Origin of the sequence: Agromyces sp. NPDC052230, from assembly GCF_040679595.1 — a bacterium.
In the GTDB taxonomy this organism is placed as follows: domain Bacteria; phylum Actinomycetota; class Actinomycetes; order Actinomycetales; family Microbacteriaceae; genus Agromyces.
Genome location: NZ_JBFAVC010000005.1, coordinates 77,836 through 92,504, shown reverse-complemented (window position 1 = coordinate 92,504; position 14,669 = coordinate 77,836). Strand labels below are relative to the sequence as shown.

Genomic DNA, 14,669 nt, shown 5'->3' with positions numbered 1-14,669 from the left:
CGCTCAGCGACGCCCGATGACCACGGTCGCGGCGATCTCGTCGTCGCGCTCGATGCGGGCCTCGAGCCCGCCCGTTGCCACGAGCGCTGCCGTCGCCCGCGCCTGCCGCCGGCTCGTCTCGATGAGCAGGTGGCCACCGGTGGCGAGCCATTCCCGAGCGGATGCCGCGACCAGGCGGTGCACGTCGAGCCCGTCGGTGCCGCCGTCGAGCGCGATGCGCGCCTCGTGGTCTCTCGCCTCGGGCGGCATCATGGCGATCTCGTCGCTCGGGACGTACGGCGCGTTCACGGCGAGCACGTCGACGCGCCCACGCAGTTCAGCGGGCAGCGCGTCGAAGAGGTCGCCCTCGACGACCAGTGCGCCGAGCGGGTCGAGGTTGCGGCGTGCGGCACGCACCGCTGTCGGGTCCAGGTCGGCGGCGACGAGCCGCACGGGCCCGGCGGCGTGGGCCACGGCTGCGCCGATCGCGCCGGCACCGCAGCAGAGGTCGACGACCACGGGCTCGCGCCCCTCGCGGGCGGCGTCGCGGGCGAACCGCGTCGCCTCGGCGGCGAGCAACTCCGTGCGGCGGCGCGGCACGAACACCCCGGGCTCGAGCAGGATGCGCAGGCCCGCGAACTCCGCCCAGCCGACCAGCTGTTCGAGCGGCTCGCCGGCGACGCGCCGCGTGACGAGCCGTTCGAGTTCGGCGGCGGCATCGGGATGTCCCGCAGCGGCCTCGCTGAGCAGGTCGGCCTCGTCCTCGGCGAAGACGCAGCCGGCGGCGCGGAGTCGCGCGATGAGTCGGGGGTCGGGGGTCACGGTCGGGGTGCGCATGCGCGACAATGCTAGAGTGCATCGCATGACCACGTCGATCCGCACCTGGTGGCCCGCCTCCTAGGCGGCCACGCGTTTCGACGTACGACGACCGCCCGAGGGCGGTCGTTTCGCGTTGCAGCGGGATGCTCCGGCCGAGGGCCCGACCGGAGACCGCCATGACCAGCCTGCTGACCTCGCTCCTCGGAGCCGCCGAGGCACCGCATTTCGCGGTGATCCATCGCGAGCACGAACCGACGCTCGACGTGTTCGTCGGCGACGTCGTCGACGTCGACCTGCTCGCCGACATCCCCCTCGACGGTGCCGAGGTGATCGCGCTGGTGCCGTTCCGCCAGGTGCGCGAGCGCGGCTTCGAGGCGCACGACGACGGAGCGCCGATCCGCTGCCTCGTGGTGCGCGAGCGCGAATCCGTGCCGCTCGCCGAGGCGATCGACCTGCTGCCGCGGCATCCGACGGTCGTCGACGACCTCGACGTCGACGTGAGCGACGCCGACTACGCCGCGACCGTGCGACGCGTCATCGACGACGAGATCGGCCGCGGCGAGGGCGCCAACTTCGTCATCCGGCGCGAGTTCACGGGAACCACGGATGCCGCGCCGGCGACGGCCGTGCTCGGATGGCTGCGGGCGCTCCTCGAACACGAATCGGGCACGTACTGGACGTTCGCCCTGCACACGCCGGGGCTGGCTGCGGCGGGCGCGACGCCCGAGCGGCACGTGTCGTCGATCGGCGGCACGGTGTCGATGAATCCGATCAGCGGCACGTTCCGGCACGTGGGCCATGATGTCGGCGACGAGGCCGACCGCCTGCTCGCCTTCCTGCACGACGTGAAGGAGCGCGAGGAACTCGTCATGGTCGTCGACGAGGAGCTGAAGATGATGAGCGCGGTCTGCCCCGACGGTGGCCGCATCCGGGGTCCGTTCCTGAAGCGGATGTCGCGGCTCACGCACACCGAGTACCTGCTCGAGGGGCGCTCCGACCTGGATCCACGCGAGGTGCTGCGTCGCACGATGTTCGCGCCGACCGTGACGGGGTCGCCGATGGGGAACGCGTGCACGGTGGTCGCCCGCCACGAGCCCACTGCGCGCGGCTATTACGCCGGCGTGCTGGCGCGATTCACGCCGCGAGACGGCGGGTACGACCTCGATGCACCGATCCTGATCCGCACCGCGTACCTCGACGCGGGCGGCCGCGTGCGAGTGCCCGTGGGTGCGACCCTCGTGCGCCACTCCGACCCCGAGGGCGAGGTCGCCGAGACGCACGCGAAGGCGGCCGGCGTGCTCACCGCGCTGGGCGCGCTCCCGCGGCGCTCACCGTCCGGCGCCCGCGACGGCCACGGTGGCGGCGCCACCCGACCCGCCCACGGCGAGCCCTCCGACGACACCGACCGCGTCGAAACCCTGCTGGCGGCGCGCAACGAACACCTCGCCGCATTCTGGCGTACCCCGCAGGCCGCGCTGCCCTCCCGCGGATTCGACGCCCTCGTCATCGACGCCGGCGACGACTTCACGACCATGCTCGCCCACCAGCTGCGGCACCTCGGCCTGGCGGCAAGGGTCGCGCCGTGGCACGAGGTGCTGCTCGAGGCATCCGCTGATCTCGTGGTCTTCGGGCCCGGCCCCGGGGACCCGCGCGAACCGGGCGAGCCGCGAATGGCGAGGTTGCGCGAACTCATGACGGCGCGCCTCGCATCGCGGCGCCCGATGCTCGCGGTGTGCCTCAGTCACCAGCTGCTCGCCGACCTCGCCGGACTGCCGATCGAGCCACTGCCGGCGCCCCGGCAGGGCGTGCAGCTCGACGTCGACGTCTTCGGGCGTCGCGCGGCGATCGGGTTCTACAACACGTTCTCGGCCATCGCCCCGAACGGTTCGACGACGCCCAGGCTCGGGCTCGAGGTGGCGTCGGATGCCGCGACCGGCGTCGTGCATGCGATGCGGGGTGGGGGCGTGGCGTCCGTGCAGGGACATCTCGAATCGGTCACGTCGCCCGACGGCCTCGCGCTCCTGACCAAGCTGATCGACGAGCTACTGCCTGATGCGGTGGTGGTTCGGGCGCCCAGGGTCGCGGCGGCCGCGCGCGGATGATCCCGCACATCGGGAAGTTTGGCAAGGCATTGCCGCAGTTCGTCCGCGCACGGTTGTCTGGTGCCGCACCGACCTGAGGAGGCGGATTTCCGTGGACACCAGCACCATCATCTGGATCATCGTCGGCATCGTCATCGTCATCGCGATCGCCGTGGTCGCCTGGCTCCTGACGAGCCGGCGGCGCGACGAGGCTCGTCGCGAGTCCGAGCGGAAGAAGGCCGCCGAGCTGCGGCACAGCGCGGCCGAGACCGACGCCGAGCGCCGCGAGCGTGAAGCCGAGGCAGCCCGGGCCGCGGCGGCGGCGAAGCAGGCGGAAGCCGACGCGGCGCAGGCGCGCCTCACGTCCGAGCGACTCGCCCGCGAGAGCGCCGGCCACCAGGACGACGCCGAGCGCCTCCGTGTCAAGGCCGAGGAACGCCTCCAGAAGGCCGACCAGCTCGACCCCGACGTCGACGCGCATCGGCGCGACGACCTGCGCGCCAGCGAACGCACTGCGGCGGACGTCGACGGCGACGGCCGGCGCGACGACCTGCGCGCCAGCGAACGCACTGCGGCGGACGTCGACGGCGACGGCCGAGCGGACACGACGCGCGCCCGCGGTGTCGACGACCGCGATACCGAGACCGGCCGTCGCATCTGACGCGCCACGCGAGCGGGCGACGGAGCCGAGGCTCCGCCGCCCGTTCCTCATGCCGGCGCGGCGTGATGCTCGATGAGCACTCGCACTTCCTCGACGAGGTCGCGCACCGGTCCTTCGACTCGAAGGCCCGGCGCCACGACCGTGATGGGCAACGCCGCCACGGGTGAGCGCGCCGCCCCCACCGACGAGCGCCACGAGGAGATCTGCTCGGAGGAGGCGACGTAGACGATGCGGCCGAGGCCCACCCATGCGTGGGCGGCGGCGCACATCGCGCAGTGCTCGCCCGAGGTGTAGACGGTAGCTGCGGCGCGCTCGGCGGGCGTGAGGTGCGTCAGCGCCCAGCGCGCGATCTCGAACTCCGGATGCCGCATCGGATCGCCCGTGGTCTCCTCCCGGTTCCGATCGGCGAAACGCTCGGCGCCCGAGGCGTCGACGAGCACCGAGCCGAACGGACTGTCGCCCGAGTCGGCGGCCTCGCGTGCCAGCTCGACCGTTCGACGGAGGTGGACGAGATCGGTTTCGGTGATGCCCATGTCACTCCATTCGCAGGTGGACGCGCTCGTACCCGCCGGTCGGGTAGCGCGCGTTGACGGGTGTGCTCACGTGGCCGGGTTCGATGCTCCGAGTGGCGGCGAAGATCTCTTCGAACAGCACCCGCAGCTCGAGTCGCGCGAGCGGGGCCCCGGGGCAGTCATGTACGCCACGGCCGTAGACGAGGTTGTCGGCCGGATCGCGGTCGAGACGGAACTCGTCGGGGTCGCCGAACACCCGCTCATCGCGATTGGCGGACGCCCAGAGCACGATCACGCGCTCGCCGGCGGGAATCGTCCTGCCGCCGATCGACACCGGCTTCGTGGTGCGTCGTCGGTTGCCGATCAGGGGCGCCTGGATGCGGAGGATCTCGTCGCTCGCGGCGACGCGGCGGCCCGGGTCGTCGCGGAGCAGCCGCTGAACCTCGGGATGCTCGGCGAGGAAGTGCGCCATGATCCCGACCGCCGCTGCGATCGTGGCGAGCTCCCCGACCGTCCAGTTGCGGATGATCGAGACGATCTCGTCGTCGGTCAGGCGCCGGCCGTCGATCTCCTCGTGCAGGAGGGCGGCGGTGGCGTCGAGCTCCGCGGGCGCATCACGACGGAGGTCGAGCTGCTCCGTGATGAAGCTGTCGAACTCGAGGGCCACGGCCGACATCGCCTCGCGGTCGGCAGCGAGGGTCGCGTCGTGGTTCTTCCGCGTCCACTCCCGCAGCGGCATCCGCAGGCCTTCGGGCCAGCCCATGAACGCGCACTGCACGTTGTTCGCGAACGGCTCGGCGAGCGCGCTCATGATCTCGACGTCCTCGCCGAGCGGAACATCTCGCACGAGCTCACGCGCGATACGACGGCATTCGGACTCGAACGCCGCCATGCGCTCGGACGTGTAGTACCGGTCGACGATGGCGCGGTAGGCGGCGTGCTCGGCCCCGTCGTAGCCGTTCGGCACCGAGCGATGATGCGACACGGCATTGGAGTACGTCTCGGGGTCATCGAGGATCGCCACGTTGTCGGCATGGCCGAACACCGCCCAGTTGCCGTAGCGGCTGTAGGCCACGGGGCATCTGGCCCGCATGGCGTCGTACGCGGCGATCTGGTCGGCCTGCGCTTCGGCCGAGCGCGGTTCCCAATCGATCTCATACGACCCTGTCTGCGACCCTGCCACCTCGCCACTCGCTCCCCGCGGGCGCCGGTGCGACCCGCATCCTCGTCAGGCTACTCCGCGGCGGTGCTCCCTCGGCGGCGCCGGGCGTGCACCGAGCGTGCCTCACGTCAACCGAGCGCGATGACGGCGTCGAGGGTCTCGTCGTTGAGCGGGCGATCGGCGAAGACGAGGCGCTCGAGGTGGGTCGTGTCGTCGGGGCCCACGGTCGCCTCGCCCGAGGCGCCCCGCCACACGAGTTCGAGGTCGAGGCGTTCGAGGACGCGGATCGAGGCGGAGTTGCCCGCGAGCACGCGCGCCGTGACCGGCGTCTCGGGCCGGATGGAACGCGCAGCCGCGAGCGCGACGCCTGCCGCCTCGGTCGCGAAGCCGTGCCCCCACGCCTCGGGAGCGAAGCGGTAACCGAGGTTCCAGGCGTCGAACTCGAGCATCGCCGCCCCTGCGGAACCGAGGAACGAACCGGCGGCGAGCCCGGCGACCGGCCGCCGCAGCACCACGGCGCAGTGCCCGAACCCGAAGCGGCGCCGGCTCGCGACCGAGCGCTCGATGGCGCGCGCCGACTCGCCGCGACTCGTATGGCGGCCACTCGGCAGGTGCTCCCAGGTGCGGGGGTCGCCGTAGACGCGGAAGTAGTCGTCGACGTGGTCGAGGGCGAGGGGGCGGAGGAGGAGACGTTCGGTGCGGAGTTCGTCGATCATCGGGGACAGTCTCGCAGCGACATCCGACACCCGACCTCCGACACCGCTCGAACGGCGGGACTACTTGAGCAGTCGCGACAGCACCCGATCGGCGAGTGGTTTGCCCCCGGTCTGACACGTCGGGCAGTACTGGAAGGTCGAGTCGTGGAAGATGACCTCGCGCACGGTGTCGCCGCACACCGGGCACGGTTCCCCCGTGCGCCCATGCACCTGCATGCGCGTGCGCTTCGAGTCCTTCAACTCGCTGGGCGGCCGGCCCGCCGCCGCGGCCATGGCGTCGGCGAGGGTGTCGCGCAGCGCGTGGTAGAGGCGCTCGACGTCGTGGGGCTTGAGTTTCGCGGCGAGCGCGTAGGGCGACATGCGTGCATTGTGCAGGATCTCGTCGGAGTAGGCGTTGCCGACGCCGGCGAAGACCGACTGGTCGCGCAAGAGGCCCTTCACCTGGGTGCGCCGGTCGGCGAGGATCGCCGCGAAGTCGTCGAGCGTGAAGTCTGGCGCGGTGGGATCGGGGCCGAGCCGGGCGATGCCGGGCACCTCGGCCGGGTCGCGCACCACGTAGACGGCCAGCGACTTCTTCGTGCCGGCCTCGGTGAGGTCGAACCCCGAGCCGTCGTCGAGCCGGACGCGCAGCGCGATCGGCGACTTGCCGGGCTTCACCACGGTCTTCGGCAACTCGTCGTACCACCGCAACCATCCGGCACGGGCGAGGTGGAACACGAGGTGCAGCCCGCCGATCTCGAGGTCGACGAACTTGCCTTGGCGGGATGCCGCATCGACGGTGCGCCCGGCGAGCTCCTGCAGGGGCGGGTCGAAGGTCTTCAGCGCCGAGATGGCCGCGACGGATGCCCCGACGACGGCATGCCCCACGGCGCGCTCGCGGAGGAATCCGACGAGCGCGTCGACCTCGGGCAACTCGGGCACCCTGCCATCGTCTCACCGTCCGCCGACATCCGGGCAGGCATCCTAGGATCGGCTGGTGATCGATCCCCTCCCGCTCGTCGATGGAATCACCCTGCGCGAGCTTCGACCCGGCGATGCCGAGGCGCTGGCGGCCGCGTACGCCAGGAATCGCGCGCACCTCGCTGCGTGGGAACCCGAACGGGCCGAGGAGTTCTTCACGACGGCGTGGCACGAGACGGACGTGGCCGCGCAGCTGACGTCAGCCGCGCGGGGTGACTCGTTGCCGATGGTCCTCACTGCCGACGACGTAACCATCGTCGGCAGGTTCACGCTGTCGGGCATCGTTCGCGGGCCGTTCCAGAGCGCGAACCTCGGGTACTGGGTCGACGCCGGCCGCAACGGACGTGGAGTCGCCTCCGCAGCGGTCGCGGCGATCGCCGACGTGGCGCTCGAGGAGCTCGGACTTCACCGAATCCAGGCGGCAACCCTCACCCACAACGCCGCCTCCCGGCGGGTACTCGAACGCAACGGGTTCGGGCACATCGGGTTCGCGCCGAGCTACCTGAAGATCGCCGGCCGCTGGCAGGACCACGAGCTCTTCCAGCGCATCCTGCACGACTGATCGGTCGACCCGGCCGACGTCAGTGACCGGCGTCGCTCACGAACTTCAGGCCGACGACGCATCCGACGAGCCCGACGATCAGCAACGCCTTCACGAGCGAGAACGGCTCCGAGCCCGTCGCCATGGCGTAGACGACCGTGAGCGCCGCCCCGATGCCGACCCAGACCGCGTAGGCGGTGCCGGTCGGTAGCTCGCGCATCGCGACGGCGAGACCGATCATGCTCGCCACGAGCGCACCGCCGAAGACGAGCGACGGCCCCAGCTTGGTGAAGCCGGCCGACTTGCCGAGCGCGGTCGCCCAGACGGCCTCGAGCACACCGGACACGATGAGGATGACCCATGACATGACTGCCTTCCCATGGCCAGTCTTGTCGCGCACCGGGTACTGAACCGTCGTCCGGGAGCCATGGTGAGGCTCGCCGCCGAGCTTAGCCGCCGTGCCTGCTCAACCCCTGTGCAGGGGCGGCGCCGGTCGCGGCGAGCACCAGCGGAGCGGGTTCGGCGAGGCTCGCGGCATCCGACCGGGAACGCCACGCCCGGATGGCACGGGCGACCACCGGCTGCCCCATGACGATGCCGAGGAAGACGAGCGCGAGCCCGAGGAGCTGCTGCGTCGAGAGCGACTCGCCGGCGACGGCCACGCCGAGCAGCACCCCGGTAACGGGGTTGAGCAGGCCGACGAGACCCACGGTGCCGGCATCCAGATGGCGCAGTCCGGTGAACCACGCCACGAACCCGATGGCCGTCGCGACGATGCTGACGTAGCCGAAGGCGAGGAGCGCCGACGCATCGAGGGCGGGTGGAGCCCCCTCCCATACGAGCGCCGCGGGCACGAGCATGGTGCCGCCCGCGATGAGCTGCCACGACGTGAGCGAGAGCACGTCGACGCCGCCACCCCATCGCTTGGCGAGGATGTATCCGAGTGATGACATGCTCATCGCGGCGACCGACGCGGCGACGCCCCAGAGGTCGACGGATGCCTCGCCCGTGACGAGCATGAGCACCACGCCGGCCAGCCCGACGACCGCACCGGCCAGCGGAAGGACACGAAGGCGTTCGGAGACGAGGAGCCACGCGAAGCCCATCATCACGATGGGCGAGGTGGCCATGATGGTCGAGGCGATGCTCGTCGGCAGCAGCTGCGCCGCGACGTAGACGAGCGCGAAGAAGGCGCCCATGTTCAATGACCCGAGCACGATCGACCGCCACCACCACGCGCCGCGAGGTCGCTGCCGTCGGATCGCGAGCAGGAGGAGCCCGGCCGGGAGGGCGCGCAGCACCGCTCCCCACAGGGGAACCTCGGCTGGCAGGAACTCGCGGGTGACGTAGTAGGTGCTGCCCCACGCGATCGGCGCAATCGCCGCCACGAGGGTCCAGCGCAAAGTAGCTTCCACGGAAGACATAATAGCTTCCATGGAAGCTAGAATCAACTCCATGGATGCCCCGAACGATCGCGTTGCCCAGATCATCGCCGAGTGGGAGCGTGAGCGGCCCGATCTCGACCTCGCGCTCGCGCCGCAGGGCGTCATCGGCCGGTTGCATCGCCTGGCGATCCACCTCACGGAGGACCTCGTCGTGGTGTATCGCACGTTCGGTCTCTCCGAGGGCGAGTTCGACGTGCTCGCCACCCTGCGCCGGGCGGGATCCCCGTTCGAGCGCACGCCGAGCGAGCTGGCCGCGTCGACCATGGTGACCACTGGCGCCATGACCAAGCGCATCGACCGCCTCGAGGACCGGGGGCTCGTCACCCGTCGGCAGAGCGAGGTCGACGGTCGCGGCCGCGTCATCGCGCTGACCCCGGCGGGACTCGACCTCATCGACCGCGCCTTCGCCGCGCACCTCGCCAACGAACGCCGCCTCCTCGATGAGGCGCTCAGCCCAGCGGATGCCGCCACGCTCGAGCGCGTGCTCACGACCTGGCTCGCGCACTACGAGTCATGAGGCACCGTCACGTTGTGGAAGGACGGCGACGCGCGACCGGAGAGCGCGTTATGGTCGAGCCATGCGCACCGACGAACTGAGTGGCATCCGCGTCCTCCACCTCGACGCCGAAGGCGACCTCATCTCAACCCCCGACGACGCCGCCGACCTGGTCGGCAGCGCCTGGTCGCATCGGGCGACCATGGTCGCCGTGCCGGTCGCGCGGCTCGACCCCAAGTTCTTCAACCTGCGCTCGGGCATCGCCGGCGAGATCACCCAGAAGGTCGTGAACTACCGCCTGCAGCTCGCGGTGCTCGGCGACCTCAGCGCACAACTGGAGAAGAGCACCGCCCTGCGTGACTGGGTGCGCGAATCCAACGCCGGCGACCACATCTGGTTCCTCGACGACGAACTGGCGCTCGAAGACAAGCTCGCCCGGCGCGCCGCCCGCGTCACCGCTCGCTGAGGCTCGGTGCCCGTCGCGATCACTCCGCGCGCGACGGCGATCGGTCGGATACCTCGGGCAGGAGTTCGCCCGCGGTCTGGCAGGTGGGGCAGTACTGCGCCGTCGTGCTCGCGAACGCGAAGTCTCGGATGACGCCGCCGCAGCGCGGACACGGCTCGCCGGCGCGCCCGTGCACCTGCATCGCGGCGACCTTCGCCGCTTTCAGCCGATCCATCGGAACCCCGCGCCGTGCCTCGACGGCTGAGGTGATGACGCCGACCGTCGCCTCGAAGAGGCGCTGGCGCTCGGCTTCGGTGAGTTCCGATGCGCGCACCACGGGCGAGAGCTGCGCGGCATGCAGGATCTCGTCGGAGTACGCGTTGCCGATGCCGGCGAGCGACTCCTGGTCTTGGAGCACCGCCTTCAGTTGCTTGCGACGCCCCACCACGACGCGGTCGAGATCGGCCTTCGAGAAGGCGGGATCGGCCGGGTCGGGTCCGAGCTTGGCGACCGCCGGCACCTCGCGTGGGTCGTCGACCACCCACGTGCCGAGCGACACCCAGTCGCCCGCATCGGTGAGTTCGAGGGTGCTCCCGTCGTCGAAGCCGATCGCCGCGAGCGTCGGCGGTGGCGGCTCGGCGGAGGTCTCGCTGCCCGTTCGCGTTGCCGCAGCGTCGGGCTCGTCGACCGCGTCGCGCCACCGCGCCCATCCGTGCCGGCCGAAGGAGACGACGAGGTGCTGGGATGCCCCGACGGACAGGTCGAGATGCTTTCCGCGCCGCACGGTACCGGTGACCTGCTCACCGACCAGCCCGCTCGGTGGTCGGGCTCGTGTCTTGGTCGTGCGGAACTCGACCACATCGACGTCGGTGATGGCACGACCACGCAGGCGCTCACCGACCTCGTCGGCGAGCGCCTGCACCTCAGGCGATTCCGGCATGACGCCAGCATGGCACAGACCGCCCACATGCGAACCGTCAATCCCGTGCCGCCGAGCGTCGCCATGTCGTACCGTGACGTCATGCTCCGACGACTCGTCTCCCGCGTCTTCTGGGCGTGCAGTCGGTGGCGGCTCGTCGGTGGCCCGGCGCCCACTCGCCCGACCATGCTCATCGGTGCCCCGCACACCTCCAACTGGGACTTCGTGCTCATGCTCGCCATCGCGTGGCGGCTCGGCATCGACGTGCGGTGGCTCGGCAAGAAGAGCCTGTTCAGCGGATGGGGTGGACCCATCATGCGGCGGATCGGCGGCATCCCGGTCGACCGGACAGACCCGAGCCGGGTCGTCGGCGAGGTCGTCGACCGTGTACGCGCCGGCGAGGTGTTCGGCCTCGTCGTGACCCCCGACGGCACGAGGGGCACGCATCAGTACTGGAAGTCGGGCTTCTACCGCATCTCCCGCGAGACCGGCATGCCCGTCACCCTCGGCTTCGTCGACCGGACGACGATGACCACCGGTCTCGGGCCGACCTTGGAGCTCACCGGAGACGTGGCCGGCGACATGGAGCGGATCCGTGCGTTCTACGCCGACAAGGCCGGCTTCCGTCCCGACCGCCGCGTCGAGCCTCGCCTGCGCGATGAGCACGGTGCGGCGCCCACCCTGTGACCGGACCTCAGGGCGTCACTTCGAGCCGAAGTCGAGCTGCGACTCGGCGACCGCGATGACCGACCAGGTGCCGCCGTCGGTATCGGTGAACTCGTAAGCCGGCACGACGAGCACGCTCCCATCGGGCTGCCACTGGCTTCCGAGACCGAGCCGGGCCTCGACGATCTCGACCTCGTTCACGGGCCACGACACCGCGGTGCCGGCGGTCGGTGGCGCGGGCACCTCGGTCGGCGGCGTCCAGACCTCGGTCGTGACCGGGACGTCCCGCATCGCGGCGGGCATCACCGTCATCTGGGCACCGAAACGAGGATCGGAGAGCCGCTCGAACGCCTCTCGCTCGCTCACCACCGGATAGTCGCCGAGCGGCACCAGTTCGGCGAGCGCGCCCGAAGCGCTGAACACCCCGCCGTCGGAGACCTCGACGCTCCACGCCTGGTCGATGCGCTGGCCGTCGACGACCCTCCAGGCCTGCGCCGTCCGGGTCGGCGAGCCCTCCCAGGTCTCCGACGTGAACTCGAACGCGCCGGGGTCTCGGCCGGTCGACGAGATGAGCGACCGCAGTGCGTCGATCGCGGCATCCTCGCTCGGTGGCGTACCGGTCGGCTCACACGGCTCGTCGACCTTCACGCAGTGCCACGGGTTGATCCCCGGGTCCGAGTACCAGAAGGCCGACATGCCGTCGAGCGATACGCTGAGCGACCGCCCGGTGCCATCCTGAAGTCCGACCATCCACGTCCCGAAGGACAGCTCGGGCGTACCCTCGACGCCGAGCGCCGCGGCGAGCACCGCGATGGAATCGGCACCGGATGCCGCGCGCGCGTCGAATCCGTAGGCCGCCGCCGTTCCCTCCGAGCTGGAGAGCCCCGACGCGGTGAAGTGGTTGCGGCCGCCCCAATAGGGATACATCATTCCGGAGGCATCCGATCCGAACGACTTCGCGTCCCCCGTCGAGGGCTGCGGCATCACGCCCTGCTCGGCGACGCCGGCATCCGCCCCGCTCGGCAGCGAGATGGCCGGAGCCGCGCCGTCGGCGAGGTTCGTCGCTCCCCCGGTCGTCGCGCCGATGCCGTAGCCTGCCGCACCGCCTGCCGCACCGACGACCACGAGCGAGGCGGCGACCGCGGCGACCTGCAGCCATCCGCGGCGCCGGCGAGCCCGCTCGAGTCCGAGGTCGGTCACGGCTGCGCCGCCCTCGACGCGGCCCGTGTCCGCGGTCGCTCGCGCGACGACCTCGTCGCCGAACCCGTCGCGGGGCTCCAGACCGGCTGCGGGGTCGGCGGCACGCAGCCGCTCGACCGGGTCGCGCTGCTCGTCGTCGCTCATGGTCAACCTCCGTGACATCCGCCCTCACCCATGCCTGTGTGCCGTTCGGCCGGAACCTTGCACGCGGCGAGGGTCAGAACGACATCCGCTCGCCCCAGGACTCGCGGAGGCGCTTGCGAGCTCGCGAGAGCGCGGCATCCGCTCCTGAACGCGAGATGCCGAGCACCTCGGCGAGGGCGTCGCCGTCGAGGCCCTCCCACGCGTGCAGGAGGATGATGCGCCGGTCGCGTTCGCCGATGCTCATGAGCGCGCCGCGCAGCTCGTCGTCGAACAGCGCGCTCAGCTCGGGGTCTTCGGCCACCCGTCGCTCGCCCCGCTCGGGAACGTCCTCGACGGGCAGGTCGACGAGCTTGCGGCGGTGGTTGGCGAGCGTGAATCCCGCGGTGCGGTACAGCCACGGCAGCACCGCCTCGCGCGGCACGTCGTCACGCCTGCGCCAGGCGGTCGCGAACACGTCGGCCGCGAGGTCCTCCGCATCCTGGCGCGGGCCGCGCCGAGCGAAATACCGGACGAGCGCCGTCGAGTGCTCGCGCACGACCGCGGTGAACCAGGCGAGCGGGTCGTCGGCGCTGGTGACGGCGCCGGCGTCGGCGGGCCGCGGCTCGGCGCGCTCGGGCATCGGCACCCCCTGGGTCGTGTCGGCGTCTGCGGCGTCGGTGCTGGCGGTCCTCACGCCCTGCTTGTGTCGCGACTGTGGCGAGTCTTGCACGTGCCGGGTCGATTCGTCCGGTGGGACGCTGTGGAGAACCGCATGATCGCTGCGCGCCGCGACCATATGATCCGAGGATGAGCCTCACCCAGCCCACGGGCTTCGTCGCCGCTCCCCCGGCGGCCCGAACGAACGTCCTCGCGATCGTCGCCATCATCACCGGATTCATGGCGCCGATCGCCGGCATCATCACCGGCCACATGGCATTGCGTCAGATCGCCCGCACCGGCGAGGAGGGCCGAGCCGCTGGGCAACAGGAAGCTGATCGATGGCATCCGGACCGGCCCAACCGCCGATCGGACCGCGCCACAGACTTCGCAGCAGCATGAACCGTGCGAGGTTGGAAGGTTTTCGCAAATCTCCGACTTGGCCCAGTCGCCAGCATCGGCTGCGCCGAGTGCTTCGAATCGCGCGCAGCGACTCCGCTGCCGCCCTTCCACGCGCGTCCAGACTGTTCAACCAAGCCTGCCACCCGTTTGAGGATTCACTCACCGTGACAGCATGCCCCACGCGTACCTCGGCTGGAGATCCGCCAGCACTATCAGCAGCTTGGCCGCCCAAGCCGATCACTACTCTGTTCGCATGACCGTGAACGGAGATCGCCAGTTCCCCGCCGCGCTCGCCGCTGCCATGGCGGTCCGACTCGAGTGCATTGGCGAGGATGGCGTCGATTTCGAACCCTACGAGTCCTTTCTGGCTGCCGATGAGACCACCGAGTGGTTCCGCGCGTGGACAGGCAACAGCGAGCTGAACGGCGACGGCTTCCGCGTATTTGGACAGGACGGCACCGGCGGGAACGCAGCGTTCTGGCTGGTTCGTCCAGATCGTGAACTGGTGGAGCAGCCCGTTGTCTTTCTGGGGTCCGAAGGAGAGACAGGCGTTGTCGCTCGCGACCTGGGTGCCTTCCTGTGGCTGCTGGCTGACGGCTTCGGCCCGAGGGAAGCAGCCACCTCGTATGAGCCCGAGCCTGATTGGGCTCCCCAGGTCAATCGCGACCTGACGGCCATCGCGGAGCAATTCGCTCCGGACCGCCGCGCGTCGGCAAGGGCGATCATCGCGCAAGCCACACAGGAGTTTCCTGACTTCGACGACACCATCATGAAGCTCTGCCGTTGAGCCGGGGCCCGATGCCCGCCACCGGTCGTGGCGGGCATCGGGCCGGGGTCAGCGGTGCCGACTGTGCTCTTCGGGCCTCATGGCCACTGGTGTGGCCG

General features: G+C 71.0%; 18 protein-coding genes and 1 riboswitch. Of the genes, 8 read left to right on the top strand and 10 right to left on the bottom strand.

Annotation, left to right across the window (positions count from 1 at the left end):
- Positions 1 to 3: 3 nt before the first annotated feature.
- Positions 4 to 816, bottom strand: coding sequence for a putative protein N(5)-glutamine methyltransferase (locus tag AB0K73_RS12320; protein ID WP_360513507.1), 813 nt, complete (start codon positions 814 to 816; stop codon positions 4 to 6).
- Positions 817 to 974: 158 nt separating this feature from the next.
- On the opposite strand from AB0K73_RS12320, the gene AB0K73_RS12315 reads away from it, so the two are divergent.
- Both AB0K73_RS12315 and AB0K73_RS12310 read left to right on the top strand, forming a co-directional pair.
- Entirely contained in the window at positions 975 to 2,900 is a 1,926-nt protein-coding gene (locus AB0K73_RS12315; RefSeq protein ID WP_360513509.1) for an anthranilate synthase family protein, read from the top strand.
- Positions 2,901 to 2,991: 91 nt separating this feature from the next.
- Complete coding sequence (locus AB0K73_RS12310) at positions 2,992 to 3,540, top strand: hypothetical protein (protein ID WP_360513511.1); 549 nt, start codon at positions 2,992 to 2,994, stop codon at positions 3,538 to 3,540.
- 47 nt (positions 3,541 to 3,587) lie between these two features.
- Here AB0K73_RS12310 and AB0K73_RS12305 read toward each other — a convergent pair whose 3' ends face one another.
- From AB0K73_RS12305 to AB0K73_RS12290, 4 genes are all read right to left on the bottom strand, one after another.
- Entirely contained in the window at positions 3,588 to 4,073 is a 486-nt protein-coding gene (locus tag AB0K73_RS12305) for a nucleoside deaminase (protein ID WP_360513513.1), read from the bottom strand.
- A gap of 1 nt (position 4,074) precedes the next feature.
- Positions 4,075 to 5,235, bottom strand: a complete 1,161-nt coding sequence (locus AB0K73_RS12300; RefSeq protein WP_360513515.1) for a cytochrome P450 — start codon at positions 5,233 to 5,235, stop codon at positions 4,075 to 4,077.
- Between the two features lie 107 nt (positions 5,236 to 5,342).
- Positions 5,343 to 5,930 (bottom strand): GNAT family N-acetyltransferase, encoded by a 588-nt coding sequence (locus AB0K73_RS12295; protein WP_360513517.1) that lies wholly within the window; start codon positions 5,928 to 5,930, stop codon positions 5,343 to 5,345.
- A gap of 60 nt (positions 5,931 to 5,990) precedes the next feature.
- Positions 5,991 to 6,851, bottom strand: a complete 861-nt coding sequence (locus AB0K73_RS12290) for a DNA-formamidopyrimidine glycosylase family protein (RefSeq protein WP_360513519.1) — start codon at positions 6,849 to 6,851, stop codon at positions 5,991 to 5,993.
- Between the two features lie 58 nt (positions 6,852 to 6,909).
- Here AB0K73_RS12290 and AB0K73_RS12285 point away from each other — a divergent pair, with 58 nt between their 5' ends.
- Positions 6,910 to 7,452, top strand: a complete 543-nt coding sequence (locus AB0K73_RS12285) for a GNAT family protein (protein WP_360513707.1) — start codon at positions 6,910 to 6,912, stop codon at positions 7,450 to 7,452.
- A 19-nt stretch (positions 7,453 to 7,471) separates the two neighbouring features.
- Here the strand turns inward: AB0K73_RS12285 and AB0K73_RS12280 are convergent, their stop codons facing one another.
- Positions 7,472 to 7,798 carry a multidrug efflux SMR transporter gene (locus tag AB0K73_RS12280; RefSeq protein ID WP_360513521.1) on the bottom strand — a complete coding sequence of 109 codons (327 nt, stop codon included), beginning with the start codon at positions 7,796 to 7,798 and terminating at the stop codon, positions 7,472 to 7,474.
- Between the two features lie 11 nt (positions 7,799 to 7,809).
- A riboswitch (guanidine-III (ykkC-III) riboswitch) is annotated at positions 7,810 to 7,873 on the bottom strand.
- A gap of 7 nt (positions 7,874 to 7,880) precedes the next feature.
- Complete coding sequence (locus tag AB0K73_RS12275; protein ID WP_360513523.1) at positions 7,881 to 8,855, bottom strand: DMT family transporter; 975 nt, start codon at positions 8,853 to 8,855, stop codon at positions 7,881 to 7,883.
- A gap of 31 nt (positions 8,856 to 8,886) precedes the next feature.
- Between AB0K73_RS12275 and AB0K73_RS12270 the strand changes: the two genes are divergently transcribed.
- The gene (locus AB0K73_RS12270; RefSeq protein ID WP_360513525.1) at positions 8,887 to 9,393 is read left to right on the top strand and encodes a MarR family transcriptional regulator; all 507 of its coding nucleotides are present in this window, start codon (positions 8,887 to 8,889) and stop codon (positions 9,391 to 9,393) included.
- A 61-nt stretch (positions 9,394 to 9,454) separates the two neighbouring features.
- Complete coding sequence (locus AB0K73_RS12265) at positions 9,455 to 9,838, top strand: DUF4180 domain-containing protein (RefSeq protein ID WP_360513527.1); 384 nt, start codon at positions 9,455 to 9,457, stop codon at positions 9,836 to 9,838.
- Positions 9,839 to 9,857: 19 nt separating this feature from the next.
- Here the strand turns inward: AB0K73_RS12265 and AB0K73_RS12260 are convergent, their stop codons facing one another.
- Positions 9,858 to 10,757, bottom strand: coding sequence for a DNA-formamidopyrimidine glycosylase family protein (locus tag AB0K73_RS12260; RefSeq protein WP_360513529.1), 900 nt, complete (start codon positions 10,755 to 10,757; stop codon positions 9,858 to 9,860).
- An 81-nt stretch (positions 10,758 to 10,838) separates the two neighbouring features.
- Between AB0K73_RS12260 and AB0K73_RS12255 the strand changes: the two genes are divergently transcribed.
- Complete coding sequence (locus tag AB0K73_RS12255; protein ID WP_360513709.1) at positions 10,839 to 11,423, top strand: 1-acyl-sn-glycerol-3-phosphate acyltransferase; 585 nt, start codon at positions 10,839 to 10,841, stop codon at positions 11,421 to 11,423.
- Between the two features lie 15 nt (positions 11,424 to 11,438).
- On the opposite strand, the gene AB0K73_RS12250 is transcribed toward AB0K73_RS12255, so the two are convergent.
- Together AB0K73_RS12250 and AB0K73_RS12245 are read right to left on the bottom strand one after the other, a co-directional pair.
- Positions 11,439 to 12,746 carry a hypothetical protein gene (locus AB0K73_RS12250; RefSeq protein ID WP_360513531.1) on the bottom strand — a complete coding sequence of 436 codons (1,308 nt, stop codon included), beginning with the start codon at positions 12,744 to 12,746 and terminating at the stop codon, positions 11,439 to 11,441.
- Between the two features lie 73 nt (positions 12,747 to 12,819).
- Positions 12,820 to 13,419, bottom strand: a complete 600-nt coding sequence (locus tag AB0K73_RS12245) for a sigma-70 family RNA polymerase sigma factor (RefSeq protein WP_360513533.1) — start codon at positions 13,417 to 13,419, stop codon at positions 12,820 to 12,822.
- Between the two features lie 113 nt (positions 13,420 to 13,532).
- Between AB0K73_RS12245 and AB0K73_RS12240 the strand changes: the two genes are divergently transcribed.
- Positions 13,533 to 13,784: a DUF4190 domain-containing protein gene (locus AB0K73_RS12240; protein WP_360513535.1), complete on the top strand. Its 252-nt coding sequence runs from the start codon at positions 13,533 to 13,535 to the stop codon at positions 13,782 to 13,784.
- 253 nt (positions 13,785 to 14,037) lie between these two features.
- A complete protein-coding gene (locus AB0K73_RS12235) occupies positions 14,038 to 14,571 on the top strand; it encodes a hypothetical protein (RefSeq protein WP_360513537.1) in 534 nt (177 codons plus the stop codon).
- Positions 14,572 to 14,669: the final 98 nt, after the last annotated feature.